Origin of the sequence: Paraburkholderia kirstenboschensis, from assembly GCF_904848585.1 — a bacterium.
Classification (GTDB): domain Bacteria; phylum Pseudomonadota; class Gammaproteobacteria; order Burkholderiales; family Burkholderiaceae; genus Paraburkholderia; species Paraburkholderia kirstenboschensis.
Genome location: NZ_CAJHCR010000027.1, coordinates 29,747 through 50,537 on the forward strand (window position 1 = coordinate 29,747; position 20,791 = coordinate 50,537).

Consider the following 20,791-nt stretch of genomic DNA (forward strand, 5'->3'; position numbering starts at 1 on the left):
ACGCCGATCCCGGAAGGGTATGAAAGTTGTGGCTTTCATACCCTTCACTTCTGGACAAGCGGGCTACGCGACGCATGGGGCGGGAAGTAAGAGCCTTCGACCCTTCGTTTGCAGGTACTGACGGCACGCCGAGGTGCGCTTCGCCGAGACACGGTCAACTGGTTTGCTACGCTTGCTGTTCAATTCAGGGCCAAGGACCGGGGACGGTTGCGTCAGAGCCGCTGGCGTTTCGCGGCGAGATAAGGATCCTCGGTCGCCTTCGCGTACCCGCACTTCCCCGGCGGGAGACCGTAGACTAAGCGCCGCTGGACCTTCGGCAGCTGTAAGGCTTGCGGACCAAGGAGGAAACGGGTGAAGATGTCAGGCTATTCGCGCAACTCTGAGGAAAAGCGTTGAACGACGATGCACGAACCCCTTCCGAGCATAGTTGGTCGACGTTTTGATACTCCACAAAGACCCGCAAAAGGTTCATGACAGATCACAAAACCAATATCCAGGCCTTCCGTCAAGCAGCACTTACAAGTGGCGATTCAATTGTCAAGGCCTATTGCGGACTTGTCGCTATCGAACTTGTGCTTAAGCAGGCAACCGGCTTGAAAGACCACAACGTACCGAGCGCACTGAAGAAGTTCGCGATCAAGCACGCCATAGATCACATGAGCGGATGCAAAATCAGGTTGAATGCTCTTGCCACTCAACTCAGCAATCGCATCGACGCGATAAGCGTGAACGGTGTTGACGGAAACGGGCGGGCGGCTCCGACTGACTCGTACCCTTATATACGGTACACGAGACATTTGACGGATGGATGGCCCTCTCCGTCAACCAGCCTTGAGCAGGCAACGGAACTCGCTGAAAAGGTCGCAGAAATCCGCGCCTACCTCGCCAGCAAATTTGACAAGGCGCTCTAGCATGACCATCTCCGAGTACATTAAGGCGCTATCTAACGCTTCGACGGTTCGCGTTGAGATCCACTACGCGCATCCGACGCTGTATGTTTTATGCATATCGGATACCTTCGTGGGGGTACCGCAAGAGTTACGGACTGAAATGCTCCGAAGAGAGGTGGAACTGCCCGCCGTGGGCCCGACCAACCCGCTCGTCGAAATTGCGCTACTAACTGAGGAAGAACGCGCGCAGGACTTTGGTTTTCTCGACGGTGCTTCAGCTGGCACTAGTTGGCTCAGCGCCTTTAGTCCGTTACCGGTGAAGCAGACAGTCAACGAAGTAAGTGATGCGGCAATTGAGGCAGAAGAGGCACAGTCGGTGGTGCTCCCCAAGAAGCCGAAAGCCATTCACTTCTACGGCTATAAAGGCGGCCAAGGCCGTTCGACGGTTTTGATGGCGTTCGCGAAGACACTGGCCGACTCCGGATTTACGGTGCTTGCCGTCGATGCCGACATTGAGGCACCGTCGTTGGACTCAATGCTAGGGGTATCTGCGGCGGATGAAGCGTCGTCGCTAATGGGTATGGCAAACCCGACCGCTAGACTCGCTCCTCTCGCTAGGGCTTACGTTGGAACTTCGATGCAAGGGGTTGTCGATCTAGTGCCCGCGCGGCCTGTTAATGCCCGTTTCGACATGGATTTTGCCGCTTTCCTCATGAATGCCTCATTGGATGCCGAGGTACTCCGCGGAGCGGTCGGGAGGATGCGACAACAGGTTGAGGCATCGAACGGCTCAGATCAGCATGCTTACGACGTGGTTTTGTTTGACCATCGGACCGGGTTAGCCCCATCAGTTCTACCGATCATGGAAGCATGGCCTGGCCCGGCCGTGATCTTCGTTAGACCGGACGGAATGGCGCAGCACATTCAGGACTCGCGGTTGCTTGACGAGTTGTTGTCGCACGACCCGGTTTCCCCCGGAGCTTTCGTTAGCTTCTCGCTAGACCCGAAGATGTCAGCACACGAAGTGCGTCACCAGCACGCCCGCTTCATCGAAGGTCTCTTGTCAAAGATCGGCGACGCGATGCAGGTTGACGCTGACCTCGAGCCAGATTTGGAGCCATATTGGCTTTTCTGGCGACACGATCAGAGCCTGTTGAACGGAGCGACTGTAACACCGACGAATATTTCGGGTGACAATCGGGAAACCATCGCTGACTTGCGATCGATTCTTGGCTTTAGCGGGCGCCCGCGAGGTGAAGTGCGCAGCAAAATTCTTACGAGCAGTGGGTCATCCGACGAGGGGCAGTTCATCCTTACGCCGGGCCTTGCAAAGGTCTTCTCGGCGGAAAGTGCCTACACCTACATTTTCGGTCGTAAAGGAACTGGCAAGACACGGCTCCTTACAGAGCTTGTGCGCCAGCAGCTTGCGGAGCCGTTGCTCGTCGCAAATGACGCTCGCGAAGGTGGCCTGCCGAGTGGGGGAGCGGCCTTTGAATATGCGCTCTCCGCCTGCGACGGGAATTTTCAGGCATTTTGGTGGCTTCTTTTAAGAGCGGCGTTGTCAGTTGAATCGACGCGGCACGGGGATGCGCTAGAAACGGCAATCAGACAACAGGTGGGCTTGGCTGCCGTCGGAAAACATTCACTGGTTCCCTCAGATCCTCGATCGTTGCTATCCGGAGTTGCCCAACGGAAACGTGTCTTTGTGATCGACGGAGTTGAAACGGCTGTCCCTGCGGCGTCTCTTCGTGCTTTCGTCGAGTCTCTTTTTAGGTTTTTGGCCGTTGTTCAGTACGACCGGACGCTCGCCAGCGCGATGACGATCCGACTGTTGTTACGTACGGACCTTGCCACCGGGGCCACCCAGAATGTCGAACAGCAAATCGAAGGTCTTGCGATCTACCTGCATTGGAACAAGACAACCATCTTGAACTTCGCTCTAGCCAGAATTGCGAGTCTTGACTGGTTTAGAACAAATTTTTCTGACGTCTGCAATCGCATCGACGAACGGGAGGAACCCATCTCGCGTGGCGCACTGCCCGACGAGCAGTCTGAGGAGCTATTGCTGGAGATATTCCCTTGGGGACTAGAGAGGAATCGGCTCAAGGCGACGACCTTTTTTGCGACGTATTTCTCCGATGCGGGCGGCGATGCGGGAAATGATTCGGCGTTTTACCCGCGCCTATTTGACGGTTTTTTGCGGACGCTGGCTAAGGATTGTGCAGAAAGTTCGAGTGGAAATATTGTCGACGGTCGTTTGTCAAGCCTCTCGGTGCTGCAGGCGTACGACCATGCTTCACGGTCGTTTATCGACGACGTTCGCACAGAACTGTATTCATTCCTCAATCTTGAGTCCGGTATCGACAACAATAAGGCTGCCGTCGATCGCCTAATTAGTGCGTTCAATGGACTGGCAACGCCTTTTTCGGTTGAACAGATGATCTCCGTGCTTTCCGGGAAAACAAAGATCAAAGAGGACTTGGTCAGATTGGCGATCAGCAGCATGCAGAAAATCGGTATGTTCGAATCCCGCATCGGGTATCCAGGGGAACTGCGAGCGCGGCAGCTTTACAAGGCAGGGCTCGGGATGAAGTATGTTCGAAAACGAGCAGAAGCCAACTGAGAGAGGTGTTTTCCGCAATAAGGTCGGAGACGGCTGAGGTGACACTGAGAGTTTGAGCACTGACGGCGATTGAGGTTGTCGTCGATACCACAGCGCCGCAACGCGGCTGCTTGGCGCGACGTGGGCAAAGATCCGGCGAATGTATGGACGTATCGGTTTCGAAAGCAGCTACGCAGTCTCCCATCGACCAGCTCGACGCGGGCCTGGAGCTGTTGAAGTCCGTAGTAGTTGGGGGCGGACGGAATTTGGGAGAGTGTTCTGAAAGCACTAATCCGCGCGGCCACAATGCGACTATTCCTGACATGTAGCTGACAACATACTTGGACGGGGCCGGATGTCGCCGGTGATGCAGCGATTTCGCAGATAGAACAAAAGGCAGATGCTGTGATGCGCAAAAGATCGACCAATTCCACCAGCACGACCGAGGTAGGCGACGGTTTTCGGGACGCCGTCGCTGCACTCCTGCGAACGAAATATTCCGATGTGGCGACAGAGGTGCTGATCGGTGCAAAAAAAGTAGATATCGTCTACACGACTTCAGACTTCGGCAGGCGCATCAGGGTCGGCGTCGAATGCAAGAACGAAGCGGCGCCCCTAACCAAAGACCGGATTCGCACCGAGATTTGGGCGGAGCATCAGCAACTGGTGGACACGCAAAAGCTGGACATGCTGATCATCGTAGCCCGCAAAGACATCAACGCGATGGCTCGCGAATTTGTCAACGGAACGGCGGCATTGCGCTTTCAGACTTACGAGCAGCTTGAGGACAGCCTGATAGGGTTGAACGAGTATGTGGCGGAACTTGCCGCGATGTTCAAGGACAACCATCTTGACCGCTACTACGTTGACGCCCGCTTTGAGCGGCATACGCAGCCCGCACTCGATGTGATCGCGCAGTGGATGCGCTCTGACGACCCGACTCCCATGGCTATTCTGGGCGGCTACGGAAAGGGGAAGACAAGTCTCGCGCTTCGCGTCGTTTCGCAACAAGCCGAAAGACACCGCAACGATCCGACGGAACGCATACCCATCCTGATCCGGCTAGGCCAGGTTGTGCACGAGACGCAACTTGAAGCGCTCTTTGGAAAAGAGTTCACGGCACGTCATCCCGCGACCGATTTCCGGTTCCAAACGTTGATGCACCTGAATGCCGCAGGCCGTCTGCTCGTCGTCTTGGACGGGTTTGATGAGATGAAACATGCGATGTCGCTCGCTGATTTCCGCGCGACGTTCCGGGAGTTCAATCGACTGCTTGGGCCGAAAGCAAAAGTGCTGTTACTGGGGCGACCCAATGCACTGCCAACCGAAGCCCGGACACATGTGCTCCGGGGATTAAGACGTGTTGGTACGCAGATGATCCAGGATCCGCACTTCGGAACGTGGCGCGAAGAAGAGATTGCTTTTTTCAATGCTGAGGAAGTCGATTCGTTTCTTCGAGCCTATCTCGGTCATCTGATAAGCACGCGAGGCATGAATACTGTCTCCCGCATGTCCGTCGACGCATTTGTTGACGCGCGCGTTAGAGAGATCATTTCGAAGGTCAACCCCGATCTGCTGAGCCGACCGGTACAGGCGAGGATCGTCGCGGATCTGGCCTTCAACCCCGGCTTTACGCTAGATGGATTCACCAAGTACACCTTGTACGACACCTTCATCCGCGCAGTCATTGATCGCGATATGGAGGAAAAGCGCGCGCGAGCGATCATACCGTTTGAACCCCGATTCTTATTCCAGCAAAAACTCGCATGGTGGTCCTGGACGAAATCGAGCGAAGGTCAGGGATACTTCAATCGTGACGAGATACCCCCTCAGCTCGTTGAACGCCTGCCCGATGGCGATGCGGCCGACGGCGCCTCAAAGCTGAATGAGTACATCGTTTCGAGTCTGACCGAAGAAAAGGAAGCTGGCGTCCTGTACTTCGCGCATCGCTCGTTTCAGGAATTCCTGGTTGCCGATCATCTTCGCACCGTCCGGCTGACGCCAGATCAGCATGTCACCATGAGCGCGGCTATTACGCCGGACATCCGAAGCTTTCTGGACGAGGCCCCAGACCAGACGCATCTCACAACCTGGTTTGAGACGCTCACTGCGTGCGAGGGTCCACTGACCATCGAATATCTCAGGTACTTCCAGTCAGATGTTGCACTCGTCAAAACCATTGCAGGCGCCGCGAAGTCAGACGCGTGTTCCCCTGCACATATCGCCGTGCTGGGCATCGCACACGACCATCACGCCGACTGGCCGCTGTCAGAGGTCGAGACAATCGGTATCTTGAGTCATGCCGTCATTACCCGTGACAAGGATACGGCTCCCCTCGCTGCCCTGAGTCTATTGCGCATGGCGTATAAAGGGTCACAAACCGCCATGAAAGCATTTGTTGCCGCACTTCTTTTGCGCATCGCTCAACGGGTCCGGGAGCCCGATGACGTCGACAAATCGCTGACGGTCGCCAGCCAGAAATTTGGTGTGCTGGAAGAAATGCTCAGCAGTTGCATGCGAAAGATCAGGAACATTACCGACGGGATTGTGATTGAGCTCGATGTCAAAAAGGCATGCCAGCTCCTTTACGATAAAGTGACGTTAGAGTACCTTGCAGAGCCCGAGGATTCGGAGTTAAAAGCCCTGCTGACCCCGTACTCGATTATCGAGCTGCCGCAATCTGGGCAGAAAGGACCCGTTAAGTTGGTCCTGCCAGCTGTCAAAGCCATTGAAGCCGTCAAAGGTAAGGCGAGACGTGAACTGGTCGAAAAGATTGTACGAAGCCCTGGCGACCGTTTTAACGTAGTGAAGGTCGATGACCGGACACGTCGACATTACAGCATAGCCGACGATGAGCTCCTTGACCTCGCCGAGGGCGCAGACATCCCGAGTGCCGCATCATAGCGACTTGCCGCGGCGCGCGAACGCCTGTCGACACAATTCGTTCACGGCTGCCGACTGGGGCTGTAGCGATTGAACCGATATAAACCAGCAGGAAGACGCCGTGGTAAATCGAAGTTGACGCTGGGTGTGGCCGCAGTCGCGCTGTTTTCTGCTCTTGAAAGCGTCAAGGCGTCGAACCAGCACGGCCTCCAACCCGTGAACCGGAGTTGCTGTTGGCGTTCACAATTGCCGCTAGCCATGGCAACGATTCTGCTGGCGCCGAATCTGCTGTTGGTGTTCCTAAATGTCGGGCGTGGACAAAAAACGGGGGAAGGGGCGTTCACCGTCGAGCGAACGGTGAGCTTTTCCGGGAAGTGGCCGGGTATGTCGATCGACCGGCTGGCCGCTGCCCATATAATTCTGCGACAAACGGGAAGAATGTCGGTCTGGCGTTAGGCCCCATTGCGAATAACAGCGCGCAAGATGTTCACCGTGCCGTAGACGCGGACCGGGGAAAGGAAGGCCGCGCACCCGGCGGAGAGTGACGAGATGAACCCGGTTTGGTTTGGCCTTGTACAGCAATTCGACTACTGGCGCGCTTGACACGAAGGAAGCATGGCGTAGCACAGTGGAATTCTGACACGGCAGACGGTGATCTTGAACGGGAGCTCGATGAACGCATTGCCGCGAGCGAAAGCCGTCGAAAAGTGATGCTCGAGCGGGCGAAGCCGCGGAATGCTCACATGAGCGCAGACCCGATGCCGGCCGGTCAAGCGTGAGGCGGTGTGCGTTCTGGAAACTTCGCGTGCGTTGCCATCGCTGGCGATTAGGCCGTTCAGCTCAACACGGCGGATCGCGTCGTTTGACAGGGATCGTCGCTAGTGACCAAGAGGAACGGAGACAGGAAATCCCGCAGGGTGAAGAGCAGACCATCGTCGACCATTAAGCGTCGATAGATATGGAGTACATATTAATGACGTTGTGTCACTGGGGCGCGGTGCAAGAATGACTGATCGGTATCGGCGCGGCCGCGTCAGCAGTTCTCTGGCGTAGATCGCTTCGCCCAAGTTATGCCACGAAATGCTGCTATTGAGAGAAGAAAACTTATCATAATAGAGCGGTTCACTCACCTGTCTGTAACAGACCTCACGGATTGGATACGAGGACCCAAAGGAGAGATGGGTGGTGCGACGCCCAACGGATCAAGCAAGAATGACCCCGATTCGGCATGAGTCGAGCGGCGCTACTGCCAATGAGCGGACGCTTGCTCAGATATCGCAGTCACGGGGCGTCTCGAGCTTTGTCGCCATCGCGTTGCCGGCGCGCGTCTCTACAAGGTTGCGCTGTCCGACCAGATAACCTTCCGCTCACGGATGATGAAACGAGTCGTCGGCTTCGCGATGAACACACCTTCATCAGGCCGGACTCGGGCAAGGTACTGGGAATCATTGAACGCAGCTTCCAGGTCTTCCATTGAGTCGAACCAGATTTCAGCAACGCCAGAGTACGGTGCGATCCTTCCTTCGGGACTCAGGCTGCGGTAACGCTCGGGCATGCCATGATTCTGGACATACCGCCGGATCCGATTCCAGAACGGCTTGGTATCTTCGACGAGCGGAGCATGATTATTCCGCCAGTATTCAAGAAATGACTCATGCGTGAACCCCGATGCTGGCCGCAGGAAAGACATGAATTTCACCCCAGCGCGTGGACCATCCTTGACGACTTTCTGGCGGGCGAAGATGGCCGTGCAATCGGCGAGCGACAGAAACTCCTGTTCATCCGGACGAACGAGCGCCAGATACTCTGGTTCGTCGAAGAAGTCTATAGTCATATCCTGGCGCAGACGTTGCATTGTCTGCGCAATACCATCAAATTCCGCCTCGGTCCCGATGCCTGCGGGCATCGGCAGAACATAGCTTTGCACATAGCTTTCATTGTTCGCCCAATACGACGCTATCGAAGCTAGCAGCGGGCCATGCACGGTGTGCCAGTGTTCGTTGAACTGTTCGCGGGTCAGGTCGCTGCGGCGCTTGAGCAATGAAAACTTCTGGATTGCGTCCATGTGTACCTCCGATTGAGGAAGCGACCGCGATTGAACGTTCGGGCCGAGGAGGACGTGGCCACGCGGTCGAGGAAATTATGCGGGCGAAGTACTACGTGCGTGATTCAACTGCGAAGCTTGCAGGAACCGGTAGGCGAGGGCGTTGCGACATCCGGCGGGACTGTCATTTTGATGACTGGCCGCAACTTGCCGTCAACCTGCTCAACAACGCCGAAGAAGTTCGGTGCGACGAGCTGATGGTCCTCGGAACGCATCCGTTGCGTACCGTAAATTGTATTAAAGGTCCCGCCAGAAAGTGCCCCGGCCACGTCAGCGGCCTTGACGCTGTGAGCTTTGGCGATCGCCTGAAACAGGACCTGCATCCCGATGTATGTCTCGCCTTCGAAGTTGGTGGGCCAGGTTCCTGGGTATTTCTTGGCCCAGTCAGCGACAAATTTCCTGTTCGCGGGCGTATCCAGGGTCGAACTGTAGTTGATGACAGTCCACGCGCCCTTCAGATTATCCCCGCTCGCTTTGACCATGTTATCGCTTGCATATGTGACCCCCGCGACGACAACCTTGCTGAAAAGCCGAAACTGCGTGGCCTGGTTGACGAAGTTCACCGCGTCACGTCCGGACAGAGCTACCCACACGCCTTGCGCGCCTGCGTTTGCAATCGCCTGAATATAGGGCGCAAAGTCGTTTGTGCCCACCGGCGCATATGCCTCTGAAACAATCTGGTGTTTCAGCTGTTTTGCCGCATCCCCGAAGCTGGTTCCGGCGTTGTGTCCCCAAGTGCTATCGGTTCCAATGATTGCCCACTTGTCCTCTTTGCGCGTTGCCAACCATGGCTTAACGACGGTGGTATCGGCATTGTCGGGCCTGTTCACGCGAAACATTCTCGGGTTGCAGGACACTCCGGTGACCTCGTTCGCCTTGTTGATGGTTGCCACGTACAATGCGTCCCAGCGTTGCAGCATAGGTGCCATGGCGAGACCCTCCCCAGACTGAATAGTGCCCGTAAGCAGGCGGTACCCATCGAGCGCAAGCTTCTCCCCTTGCTGACGCGCTGCGTCCGCTCGGCCCTGGTCATCCATGAAGCGAGCCTCAACTTTGCGTCCGTCGACGCCACCAGCGGCGTTCGCTTCATCAACTGCGAACGTCACCGCGCGCTTCACCTGGTCGCCCAGGTCAGCGAGCGAACCGGTCAGTGCAGTCGGCACCCCAATCTTGACTGGCTCCTGATCCGCCAAGGCCGCGCCACTACCTGCAGCAATCGCGACCGACAGCGCAAAAAGGGTAGCTTTGAACAATTTCATTGTTTGTCTCCAATGTGGAAAAGTGATTCAGTTGGTTTTACTAAACCATGATGTGCTTATGAAGCGACTCAAAGGTGATTCCCTTCATTGAGCCAGAGTCAGTAATGGTCCCTTTCGAAAGAACGTGATAGTGGTCAGTGGCGGCGCAGACGAGCCGAATATTCTGCTCGATGAGGAGAATGCTAGTGCCCTGGTCTGCAAGCTTTCGAAGCGTTACTCCCAGCGCGTCGACGACGACCGGGGCGAGACCTTCGCTCGGCTCATCAAGAATCAACAGGTCGGGATTGGTCATCAAGGCGCGGCCGATAGCGAGCATCTGCTGCTGCCCACCGCTCATCGCGGTACCGGGCGTCTCGGCCCGTTCACGCAGAATCGGGAAGAGATTGAATATTGACTCGACATTCCATGGCCCTGGTCGCTTTACTGCGGCACCCAGCAGCAGATTCTCGCGGACGCTAAGCGTCGGCACAATCCGACGGCCTTGGGGCACCACCGCGACCCCCGACCAGGCGGCGCTGAAGCTTCGTAGCTTCCGGAACTGCTTGCCACCCATCTGGACGGAGCCGCTATGCAGGTTCGCGAGGCCGAGGCACGTATTGACGACGGTTGTCTTTCCGACGCCATTGCGACCGAGAATCGCCACGCGTTCCTGGCGGCCAATCTCAAGGCTGAAGTCGTGCAACACTTGCGCGCGACCATATCCGGAATTTACTTTTTCCAACGAGAGAAGTGGGCTCACGCCGTGCTCCCAAGATAAGCGGTGATGACCTGAGGCATCGCCCTGACTTCAGCCGGCGAACCTTCGGCAAGAATCTTGCCGAGATGAAGGACGGTGAGATGGCTGCAGATAGAGAAAATCACCTCCATGTCGTGCTCGACGATGAGGACAGTCACTCCCCAGCGTTTCGCCAGATCCCTCAGCAGGGAAGCGAGCTTGAGCGATTCGTCAACTGTTAAACCAGCGGCCGGTTCATCGAGCAGCAAGACCTTTGGTCGTCCCGCAAGGGCCAAGGCCAAATCAAGCCGCCGCTGTTCGCCATAGGAGATGTCGTGCGCGCGGCGCTTGGCAAGCCTTGTCAGCGACAGTTCTTCCATCACCTCGTCGGCGTTGTCTTGCTCCGCACCTCGGGCCGACAACCGGATTTGCTTTTCGACGGAAAGGTCGGGAAAGATACTCGTCTTCTGGAAGGAGCGCGCCAGTCCTGCACGCCGACGCTCGCGCGGACTCATCGTTGTCACGTCCACGCCGTCGAGATGAACCGAGCCCGATGTGAGACCGCGGCCAGAAAGTGCATCCATGAGGGTGGATTTACCCGCCCCGTTTGAGCCGATTAACCCGCGAACCTCGCCCGGCTTTAGCGATATGCTGACGTTATCGAGCGCCGCAAAGCCGCCGTAACGTCGCGTCAGACTGACGCCCTTGAGAATGCTGTTTTCGACGCTTGTCATGATGCATGCCCTCCAGACTTTCCTCGGGCGAGTTTCAGAAGTCCACTGATGCCTTGTGGAACGACGAGAACGACCACGATGAGCATGCCACCCACCAAAGCCTGCCAATGATCAGTGACGTCACCAATGAAACTCTTGAGGAAGAAGAAAAACACCGCTCCAAGGGCTGGCCCCCAAACGCTGCGGGTGCCGCCAATGATGGCCATAATCATGACCTCACCCGACAGGCTCCAGCTCAGGATGTCAGGTGTGACGAACCCGTTGTACAAGGTAAAGAGGACGCCGGCCAAGGACGCAATGAAAGCCGAAATCGCATATACGATGGCACGCGGAACGACGGTCGCGTAGCCAATGAAGCGCACACGCTCTTCGTTCTCGCGAATGGCGAGTGTGAGTGTCCCAAAGTGGCCGGACGCAAGAACATATAGGCCGAACACCACCAGAACGAGGACGAACCAGCAGGCAATGAACATTGTTCCAGCATCCTGGAACATTGCGGTATGGACGGCGAAAATCGAGGCAGGCCAGTCCACCCGCAGACCATCTTCACCGTTTGCCAGGCCCCGCCACCGCATGAACAGTTCGTAGAATGCCTGAGCAACCGCAAGCGTAAGCATCGAAAACGCGACACCAACCATCCGGATGAAGACCATGCCGAGCCCGAAGGCAAGGAGAGTCGGTATCACAACTGCGAGTCCAATCGCGGCTTCGGGCGATGCGATGTGGCCTCGCATGCTCAGTGCAATGATGTACCCAGCGAGACCGAAGAACGCGGCGTGGCCAAAACTTACCAGCCCGTTCTGGCGGATGAGAAATCCGACGCTCGTTGCCAGAATTGCACTAATTGTGGCTTGTGTGAGTAACGTAAAGACGAGCGTTGACTGAATGACCGAAGGGGCCGCCGCACCGGCGACGGCAAGAGCGATAGCAAGCGAGAACGGGACAACCCGGTTTGACGCCGAACGCGGCAGTGACGAGGTTGGGACTACCGCCGCGGTCGCTCCAGATACATTGGCGGCAGGATTTTGCTTGTTTGAACTCATGTCGGCTCTCCTCTCGGGTGAGCCCGTTCGGTACTGGTGCGCATCGTTGTCTCCTTTACTGTCAGCAAGCACAAATGTGCTACCGGCACATCCGCAAACTGAATCTGTCGTTCCGTCTTGAACCGATTGATCTCCGTCCCGCGCATTTCAGATGACTGCTCCAAAGCTATGCAGCGCTCTTTCCAAAACCCTGCGGGCGCCAGATGAGAACGCAAACCATCAGGAGGAGTGGGATGAGCGACGCCGCAGCCGGGACGAACGCAACTCCCCAGTTGTGTACCTGGCCAATGAGCATGGCTGCGATGAATGCTCCAGTGAAGCTGGTTAAACCGCCGGTCACCACCACGATGAAAGCATCGATAACAATCGATGCCCCTATGCTGGGAGCCAGTGCGAGAAGAGGAGCCGAAACTGTGCCGGCAAGGCCCGCCAGTCCGATACCGACGCCGACCACAATCGCGCTGAGACGCTCTGTATTCACACCTTGCATGCCCGTGGTGACCGGGTCGACGCTAGCGGCACGTACGAACAGCCCTGCGCGGCTGCAGCGTAGCCAAAGGCCTAGACCGAGCGCGACGACGATAGCGACCCCGACAACAAATAGTCTATAGACAGGGAAGCCTGTGTCCCCGAGCATCACGACGCCCGACAGCGCTTGCGGCATGGGGAGAGACAGCATCTCATTTCCCCAGACCGTTTTGGCGACATCCTCCAGGACCAGTAGAATGCCGAACGTCACCAGCACGGTGACGATGGGGTCGTGGTCTTGCAGTTGACGGAACACGAACCGGTCGAGGAGAACACCGAAGACTGCCATCGCGAGAACCGAAACGAGTACGCCAGCGCCAAAGCCGGCGGTGGCGCTTACGGTGTAGCCAACGTAACCGCCAATCATGAACATGCCGCCGTGTGCAAAGTTCACGACTCGTCGTAAGCCGAAAATCAGCACCAGTCCGACGGACAACACGTAAAGCAGGCTTCCGTAGACGAGTCCGTTTAGAATCTGAATGGCCATGCTTATCTCCAAATCTAATATTTTTTCGAGTGTTTTGCGACTGATCGAGCCGCCGTCTTAGCCCGTCCCTAGATGCTCACAGTGCTGCCCGTCCGAGCCGCCTCGTGCACAGCGTGCGTGGCAGAGAGTGTCCTCAGCGCATCCTCTGCCGAGCACAACGGCACCTCGTCACGGGTTATGACTGAGCGGAAGTGCCGGATCTGTTCCTCGAACGGGTCAGCGTGATGTAGATGGGTCCGCTCCACAGTCATCTCTTCGTGCCAGCCCTTGCCACTTCTGTAGTTCCAGACGTCAAGTCTCGGAAGCGCGATCGAACCTTCGGAGCCCGTGAGGAAATGCGTGTTCACGTTCGTCCGGCCAAATTGAGCTGCTTCGCCCGCCGCCAGGTCCCATGCCCACGGCGACGCGACGCAATCCGATACCGTCAGTGTGCCGATGGCACCGCCACGGAAGCGGAGCAATACATTGGCGGTGTCTTCGACTTCGAACCCTCGATGAGCGTTGGACGTCATTGCCTGCACTTGCTCAATCTCGCCCAGCAGAAAACGGAGCATGTCGATCTCGTGGATGAGATTGATGAGTACGGGGCCGCCACCGCTCTCGCGTCGCCACCGCGCCTCGAAGTAGGTGTCGGGTTTGAAGAAAGTGTAAAGACCGTTGACTGTTATTGGCTCACCAATACAACCGTCGTTAATCAGTTCCTTTGCGCGGCGCACGACTACGTTATGTCTGCGATGGTGGCCAACGAGGACGGGCACCTTGTGTTCACGTGAAGCCGAGACCAGTCGCGCTGCGTCGCTTACGGTATCCGCGATAGGCTTCTCAACCAGTACCGGGATCTCCCGGTTGATGCAGTCAAGCGCTATTTCGACGTGACTTGAATTGGGAGTGGCGATGACTACGCCGTCAAGCTGCGATTCCTCTAGCAGGTGGCGGGAGTTTCCGAACCATCTGAGGCCGCGACGGCGAGCAAATTCCTCGGATTCCGGGGACGGGTCTGAGACGGCCACAACGTCACAGTGCGCGTCACGAAGAGCGGTTTCAACGTGAAGCCGACCAATGACGCCCGCGCCAATTACCGCCAAGCGGGTTCTCGTCTTCATGACGCCTCCGAAATCGACGCGGGTGGTAGCAAGTACACTGCGTCCGCGAAAAACGGTTGTGTGCGGGAGCGCCTATGCGGCTAAGGGGGCCGCGAAGAGCTCTTGCGCATCATGGAGACATGTGTCTGGGCTCCATGAATACAGCCACTCGACGGCATCGTAGAAACGTTCCAATGTATGATTTTTCCACAGGCTATTTCGAACGAGCCGCTCGATGCCGGCCGCGTGATAGATACGCCCCATTTCCCGAACAGACAGGACGACGCGTGCGGCGCGGGTGACTCGCGCGCGCTCATACAACTTGAGCGCATCGACAACGTTGTGGTCACGTTCTGCGAATGCCCGGCCGAGCGTTACCGCATCTTCCAGAGCCATGCACGCGCCTTGCGCGAGGTATTGCATCATCGGATGTGCCGCATCCCCGAGCAGCGTGGCGCAGCCTTTGCTCCACGTGTCTACCGGGTCGCGGTCGGCCGTGCTCCAACGACGCCAGGAAGTTGGTAAGCCGAGCAGTTGGCGGGGGCGGTCATGGATGCCCTTGAAGTAGGAAAGCACTTCTTCCTCACTGCCGTCCGTCACGCCCCACACTTCCTTTTCCCGGCTATGGAACGTCACGACGAGGTTGTACTCGCGGCCGCTGCGCAATGGATAGTGGACCAGGTGACAGTTCGGGCCGCTCCAGACCACCGGTGCGTTCATCTGCAGGTCCCTCGGCATTTTCTCGACCGGAACGACCGCGCGATATACCACATGACCGGATACACGAGCGCTGTCACCGAGCATGGTATCGCGCACGACGGATTTGACTCCGTCGCAGCCAATCAACGCCTTTGCCGTATATACGTCGCCCCTGGCGGTCTCGACGGTCGCAGACTTGTCGTCGAAATTGACCGAGGAGACGCGGGAGTCGGTGTGAACGCGCACTCCCTCATGAGCGCAGGCCGCTTCGTACAGCGCATTGTGGAGGTCGGCGCGGTGGATAACAGCGTATGGATTGCCAAAACGTTCACGGAACGCTGGTCCGACCGGCAAGTTGGCAACTTCATGGCAATCGACCGCATCCATCAGCAGCAGACGTTCAGTGAAGACTGCACGATCGCGTACGGCCTGCCCAACACCAAGCGCGTCTAGCGCTGCGAAAGCGTTCGGCCCCAATTGGAGCCCAGCGCCAATTTCACCGATCGAAGGACTCTGTTCCAGCACGTCGACGGTGAGGCCGAGGCGAGCGAGCGACAGCGTCGCTGCAAGGCCACCAATCCCGGCGCCTATGACGACTACGTCGGCGCTAGTTACCTGTCTGTTCATATACCTCTCCAACTTCGGATTTGCTCAATGCCGGTGAGCGACGCAAGCCGGCTGTTATTCACTATCAATCTGCCTGCCGGGCGATGCGCGCTCGAATGCGGGTATTGCGCTGGCCGCCTCGGCCATTCGCAGGATGGTCGGGTAGTTGTCCAGAGGCACCTGCATACGTCTGGCATTGAAGACCTGCGGGACGAGGCACAGGTCGGCGAGGGTCGGCTTGTCGCCGAAGCAGAGTGTCCCCGCCCGACCGCCAAGGCGGCTTTCGCGGACGAGATGTGTTTCGAGGGCTTTGAATCCCTCCTCGACCCAATGGCGATACCAGGCACTTTTCTGTTCGTCCGTTACGTTCAGAACGTTCTTCAAGTATCCCAGCACCCGCAGGTTGTCGACCGGATGGATGTCGCACGCGATGAGATTGGCAATCGAGCGCACGTAGGCCCTGTCCACCGGGGTTTGGGGAAGAAGTGCTGGATCCGGGTGCGTCTCATCGACGTATTCGATGATTGCGAGCGACTGGGTGATTACGGAACCGCCCGCGTCAACAAAGGTTGGGACCAGCATTTCCGGGTTCACTTCGGCGTAGCTCGAAGCGAACTGTTCGCCTCCGCTACGGGTGAGGTGAATCGGAACGTAATCGTATTTCAGACCTTTCAACTCAAGCGCAATCCGGACCCGATAAGAGGCCGAACTGCGGAAGTAGTTGTAGAGCGTGATGTCGCCTGCCGCGATCGAACCACCACCGGTAGAGTTCATCAAGCGACCTTCACTGTCAGGTCAGGAAACCCATCAATGGCCCCAACCATGGTCTGCCCGGACACCACTGGGCCAACGCCCTCCGGCGTACCGGAGAAAATCAGGTCGCCGGGTTCCAGAGTGAAGAGCGTGGAAAGATTGGCGATGACTTCGTCCACAGACCAGATGAGGTGGGAGATGTCGCTCGACTGCCGAGTTTCCCCATCGACGCGCAACGAAATAGATGCATTTTTCAGCGCGCCCGTATCTTCGATGGGGCGAATTGGGCCGACTGGGGCGGAGAAATCGAATGCCTTGCCGATTTCCCATGGCCGTCCCTGCTCGCGCATCTTCATCTGCAGGTCGCGCCGGGTCATGTCGAGGCCGACGGCATAGCCGTAGATGTAAGAAGACGCTTCTTCCACCGGAATCGAGGAACCTCGCCTGCCGATTGCAACCACCAGCTCAATCTCGTAGTGGAAGTTCTCGGTACCCGCCGGGTAAGGGAGCGTCATGGTTTGACTGGCCGCGACGGGCACGATGGATTCCGGGTCGTTCGGCTTGCAGAAGAAGAACGGTGGTTCACGGTCCGGGTCGAAGCCCATTTCCCGGGCATGGGCAGCGTAGTTGCGGCCAACACAGTAGACGCGGCGAACGGGAAACTGCAGGTCGGTGCCTTGAACGGGCAGCGTCACTACGGACATCGGTGCGAATGCGAGACTCATTGAGTAGTTGCCTCATTAATCAATTTCGGGAGGTTTCAAGTATCGAGGAACTCTTCGCGCAGCATCGACGCGGCCTGTTGCATCGGCCGGTCGGAGAAGCTGAAGAGAACGACGTCCGCACCGGTGTCGGCGTTGATGCGGACGGAGTGCCAGGATGGGACGACGAACGTGTCCTGAGGTTCGAAGCGGAATTCTGAGCCGCCGATGAATACCGTGCCTTTTCCTTCGACCACCGAGTACACGGTGCCCTCCGTCGAGCGATGAGGTTTGCCTGGAAATCCTGCTGGCAGCAGCTGGAGGAAAGGAGCCATCGTCGGCATCGGCGCGCCACCAGTCAGCGGATTGATATACCGGAGCTTGTAGCCTTGCCAGGCATCGAGCGCCTGCGTCTTTGCGAGCGTCGCTAGTGCTTCGCGACTGCGTTCGTACGGATAGTTGAATATTGGCGACGAGGCCATTGTCCCAACATTCTTCACCGGCGCCATGTTGTAGCCGAACTCGGCAGCGCTCGTCCCTTCAGGCCGGCTCACTCGCTGCGAGGCCTCCGTATCGTTCTCGGCAAACCCGGCGTCGAAGAAACGGAGAATCGGAATGTCCAGACCGTCGAGCCAGATGACGGGTTCGGCCTGGCCTTCGATGCCTTCGTTACCATGGTCGTGCCAGGTCCACGACGGCGTGATGATGAAGTCGCCCGGGAACATCGTTGTGCGCTCGCCGTTGACGGTGGTGTATGCGCCCTTGCCGTCGACGATGAAACGGAGAGCGGATTGAACGTGACGATGTGACGGCGCGATTTCTCCTGGCAGGATGAGCTGCAGGCCAGCATACAGAGTGTGGGTGATAGACGACTGCCCAGGCAGGCCAGGGTTCTCGAACACAAGCACGCGTCGCACGGCTTCTTCCGCTGTAATCAGTTCGCCGGCACGCATCAGACTCGGCTTGACGTCCCGATACTTCCAGAGAGCTGGAACGCACGGCGACTTCGGTTGCTTCGGCACGAGGTTATGCAGCGACTCCCACAGCGGGGAAAGATTGAGCTTCGCGATATCTTCGTTGAAGTGCCGACGCTCGTCCGCCGGACCATGAGGTGCATTCATTTCGTCTCCCGGATTAGGGTCGTTCGGTCTTGCCGCCGACCCGAGTTGGATGGCCCCAAGTCTATGAATCGTTCAGCCCACGGTCCATAAAGCCGCCTCAATAGGGGATATCTAGGTGACTAATAAATGTCGCGGCCGCACGGAAAGGCGCTCTGCGTCTGTCTCCCTCCATTATTTAAGTTCTAGATTGAGGATATAGACGGACGTTTATGGACTACCGATACGGAGTTCGTATCATCGAGTGAAAGTCAGGAAGCTGGTTCACCGCCATACAACATTGGAGACAGGATATGCGGTCCGCAGGCACACTCAGAATCGATGAGTTTATCGATTCCCGTCCGGTTTCAGGATTTCAGAAGAGAGTCCTGCTCCTCTGTTTCTTTATCGTCGCCATCGATGGACTCGATACGTCCTGCATCGGGTTTATCGGTCCGGCGATTCGGGCGCACTGGCATCTCACCGCAGCAGCTCTCGCGCCGTTGTTTGGCGCAGGGCTCGCTGGTCTGATGGTAGGGGCTCTGTGTTTCGGCCCGATGGCCGACAAGATTGGCCGAAAAAAGGTGCTGGTAATTTCTGTGCTGGTCTTCGGTCTGGCGAGTATCGTTTCTGCGTGCGCGCCAACATTGCAGATTCTCATTGCAATGCGGTTCGTCACCGGTCTCGGGCTCGGCGGCGCGATGCCAAACGCAATTACGTTGACATCCGAGTACTGTCCTACGGCGAAACGCTCGGGCCTCGTGTCCCTGATGTTCTGCGGCTTTACGGTTGGGGCTGCGCTCGGGGGGCTCATGAGCGCACAACTGGTTGGCGTGATTGGCTGGCAGGGCGTGCTCGCCATAGGCGGGGCACTGCCTCTGCTCGTCGTGCCGTTTATGCTTGCGTTCCTTCCTGAGTCGATTCGCTTCCTCCTCCTGTCCGGCGCGAAGAAGGACTATCGGCGCGTTGAGGCAATTGCATCCCGAATTGTCGGCCGCGGCAAAACCGTACCTCGTCTCTCGGCTGGCGAACAAGCTGCTCGCTCGTCGGTGAAAGCCCTGTTTGCGCCGGGAGTGTTCCTCGGAACGATGCTCCTGTGGACAACCTTTTTCATGAGTCTTCTGGTCGTCTACCTGCTGACAAGCTGGATGCCGGTTCTGCTCGCGAGCGCAGGTGTGTCTCTCAAGGAAGCGTCACTGATTACCATGATGTACCAGGTGGGAGCGACCATTGGCGGTATCTGGCTGGGGCGGAAGATGGACAGGTTCGATCCGCAGCGAGTGCTTGGATGGTCGTACGTCGCGGCGGCTGGTCTTATCGCCCTCTGTGCATTCTCGGGCGATTCCAGGGTTCTCATTTCGCTGAGCGTTTTCGGGGTGGGTTTCTTCATCAGCGGCGGACAAATTGGTGGCTACGCCCTTGCTGCCGCGTACTACGCTACGAGCAATCGGGCGACAGGCGTTGCCTGGTCTAACGCAGCCGGTCGCGTTGGCTCGGTACTGGGGTCGATGCTCGGTGGCGCAATGTTGGGGATGGGCCTTGAACTACGCGGCATCATCCTATTGCTGATCATTCCTGCACTCGTGGCTGCAATCGCCTTGTTCACGCTGGAACGGGTACGCCGCACTCAGGGCTCTCACACCAGCGTCAAACTCACCTCCGCAGTCGCGGAATGATTTATCCGGACGCCGTCCCTAATGTCGGCGTTTCGGTCTCCAGAAACAGCTCCGCGAGAAGGGCGCGAAGCCACCGATGCCCTGCGTCCTGATGAGTTCTCGCGTGCCAGTGCTGCTTGACATCATATTGGGGGATTTCGAATGGCACAGGAAAGCGCCGCGCACCAACCGACGAACTCATCAGGTCTGCTAGCTTCTGCGGAACGGTTGCTAGTAAATCGGTCTGCGCGACAATGTCCGCGATAGCGAGATAGTTCGGAACATCGAGTACGACATGCCTGTGTAGTTGTTGCTCGCGCAGCGTACGGTCGATGATGGAATGACCAGTGCCCGAAGGCGTGACAGCGACATGCCCAGCCGAAAGGTAGGCGTCGAGCGACATGCTGTCACCGAAGCCAGCGTGCCGGGACGCCGCAAGGACCACAAAGCGCTGGGGGAAGAGCTTTTGCTGGTAGAAGCCAGCGTCGAGCTGCGGCATGAAGCCGACGGCGAGCTCGACTTCGCCGTTTTCCAGCAAGCGCGGCGTCTCAGTCGTGATGTGACTGATTCGCAGCTGTACTCCCGGAGCTACGATTCGTAGCTTGTTTAACAGCGTAGGCAACAGCACTATCTGGCTGATGTCGGTCATGGCGATGCGGAAAATGCGCTGGGCCTCCGCTGGGTCGAACGACGTCTGCAGACGCGCGATATTCGAGAAGGACGCCAGGAGGTCGACGACCTGCTCATACAGTTCCTGAGCAAAGGGCGTGGCCTCCATACCGCGCGACGTTCTGACGAAAAGCGGGTCTTTGTAGTGGTCACGTAGCTTTGACAGGTTGAATGAGATCGTGGGCTGCGACAGACCGAGATTCTCTGCGGCCTGAGTAACACTGCCTGTCCTGTAAGTCTCCGCAAATACGTTCAACAGCTTTACGTCAATTTCAATCATTTTT

General features: G+C 57.4%; 17 protein-coding genes. 5 read left to right on the forward strand and 12 right to left on the reverse strand.

From position 1 onward, the window contains the following. The first annotated feature begins 470 nt into the window (after positions 1-470). The 4 genes from JMY24_RS35390 to JMY24_RS35405 all read left to right on the forward strand — a co-directional run bounded on the left by JMY24_RS35390 (position 471) and on the right by JMY24_RS35405 (position 6,831). Positions 471-911, forward strand: coding sequence for a hypothetical protein (locus tag JMY24_RS35390; protein ID WP_164853854.1), 441 nt, complete (start codon positions 471-473; stop codon positions 909-911). 1 nt (position 912) lies between these two features. Further along, the gene (locus tag JMY24_RS35395; RefSeq protein ID WP_164853853.1) at positions 913-3,513 is read left to right on the forward strand and encodes a P-loop NTPase; all 2,601 of its coding nucleotides are present in this window, start codon (positions 913-915) and stop codon (positions 3,511-3,513) included. Positions 3,514-3,900: 387 nt separating this feature from the next. Next, the gene (locus JMY24_RS35400; RefSeq protein WP_236597699.1) at positions 3,901-6,396 is read left to right on the forward strand and encodes an NACHT domain-containing protein; all 2,496 of its coding nucleotides are present in this window, start codon (positions 3,901-3,903) and stop codon (positions 6,394-6,396) included. A 237-nt stretch (positions 6,397-6,633) separates the two neighbouring features. Next, positions 6,634-6,831, forward strand: coding sequence for a hypothetical protein (locus JMY24_RS35405; RefSeq protein ID WP_201703859.1), 198 nt, complete (start codon positions 6,634-6,636; stop codon positions 6,829-6,831). 874 nt (positions 6,832-7,705) lie between these two features. Here JMY24_RS35405 and JMY24_RS35410 read toward each other — a convergent pair. The 11 genes from JMY24_RS35410 to gtdA form a co-directional block, all read right to left on the reverse strand. Further along, positions 7,706-8,440 (reverse strand): EthD domain-containing protein, encoded by a 735-nt coding sequence (locus tag JMY24_RS35410; protein WP_128598381.1) that lies wholly within the window; start codon positions 8,438-8,440, stop codon positions 7,706-7,708. A 104-nt stretch (positions 8,441-8,544) separates the two neighbouring features. Beyond that, positions 8,545-9,738 carry an ABC transporter substrate-binding protein gene (locus JMY24_RS35415; RefSeq protein ID WP_201703861.1) on the reverse strand — a complete coding sequence of 398 codons (1,194 nt, stop codon included), beginning with the start codon at positions 9,736-9,738 and terminating at the stop codon, positions 8,545-8,547. A 40-nt stretch (positions 9,739-9,778) separates the two neighbouring features. Continuing rightward, entirely contained in the window at positions 9,779-10,477 is a 699-nt protein-coding gene (locus tag JMY24_RS35420) for an ABC transporter ATP-binding protein (protein WP_128598378.1), read from the reverse strand. After that, a complete protein-coding gene (locus JMY24_RS35425; protein WP_128598377.1) occupies positions 10,474-11,187 on the reverse strand; it encodes an ABC transporter ATP-binding protein in 714 nt (237 codons plus the stop codon). The genes JMY24_RS35420 and JMY24_RS35425 overlap by 4 nt, the downstream gene beginning before the upstream one ends. Beyond that, positions 11,184-12,230: a branched-chain amino acid ABC transporter permease gene (locus tag JMY24_RS35430; RefSeq protein WP_128598376.1), complete on the reverse strand. Its 1,047-nt coding sequence runs from the start codon at positions 12,228-12,230 to the stop codon at positions 11,184-11,186. Before JMY24_RS35430 ends, JMY24_RS35425 begins: the two co-directional genes overlap by 4 nt. Positions 12,231-12,396: 166 nt before the next feature. Beyond that, on the reverse strand, positions 12,397-13,245 hold the full coding sequence (locus JMY24_RS35435; RefSeq protein ID WP_128598375.1) for a branched-chain amino acid ABC transporter permease: 849 nt from the start codon (positions 13,243-13,245) through the stop codon (positions 12,397-12,399). Positions 13,246-13,313: 68 nt separating this feature from the next. Further along, entirely contained in the window at positions 13,314-14,348 is a 1,035-nt protein-coding gene (locus JMY24_RS35440; RefSeq protein ID WP_128598374.1) for a Gfo/Idh/MocA family protein, read from the reverse strand. Between the two features lie 72 nt (positions 14,349-14,420). Continuing rightward, positions 14,421-15,653, reverse strand: coding sequence for a 3-hydroxybenzoate 6-monooxygenase (locus tag JMY24_RS35445; protein ID WP_128598373.1), 1,233 nt, complete (start codon positions 15,651-15,653; stop codon positions 14,421-14,423). A gap of 54 nt (positions 15,654-15,707) precedes the next feature. Further along, positions 15,708-16,367, reverse strand: a complete 660-nt coding sequence (maiA, locus tag JMY24_RS35450) for a maleylacetoacetate isomerase (RefSeq protein ID WP_201703869.1) — start codon at positions 16,365-16,367, stop codon at positions 15,708-15,710. A 38-nt stretch (positions 16,368-16,405) separates the two neighbouring features. Beyond that, the gene (locus tag JMY24_RS35455; protein ID WP_201703863.1) at positions 16,406-17,110 is read right to left on the reverse strand and encodes a fumarylacetoacetate hydrolase family protein; all 705 of its coding nucleotides are present in this window, start codon (positions 17,108-17,110) and stop codon (positions 16,406-16,408) included. Between the two features lie 35 nt (positions 17,111-17,145). Then, complete coding sequence (gene gtdA / locus JMY24_RS35460; protein ID WP_128598372.1) at positions 17,146-18,207, reverse strand: gentisate 1,2-dioxygenase; 1,062 nt, start codon at positions 18,205-18,207, stop codon at positions 17,146-17,148. 290 nt (positions 18,208-18,497) lie between these two features. On the opposite strand from gtdA, the gene JMY24_RS35465 reads away from it, so the two are divergent. Beyond that, positions 18,498-19,859, forward strand: coding sequence for an MFS transporter (locus JMY24_RS35465; RefSeq protein ID WP_128598371.1), 1,362 nt, complete (start codon positions 18,498-18,500; stop codon positions 19,857-19,859). A gap of 1 nt (position 19,860) precedes the next feature. Here JMY24_RS35465 and JMY24_RS35470 read toward each other — a convergent pair whose 3' ends face one another. Next, positions 19,861-20,787, reverse strand: a complete 927-nt coding sequence (locus JMY24_RS35470) for a LysR family transcriptional regulator (protein WP_128598370.1) — start codon at positions 20,785-20,787, stop codon at positions 19,861-19,863. Positions 20,788-20,791 lie beyond the last annotated feature (4 nt).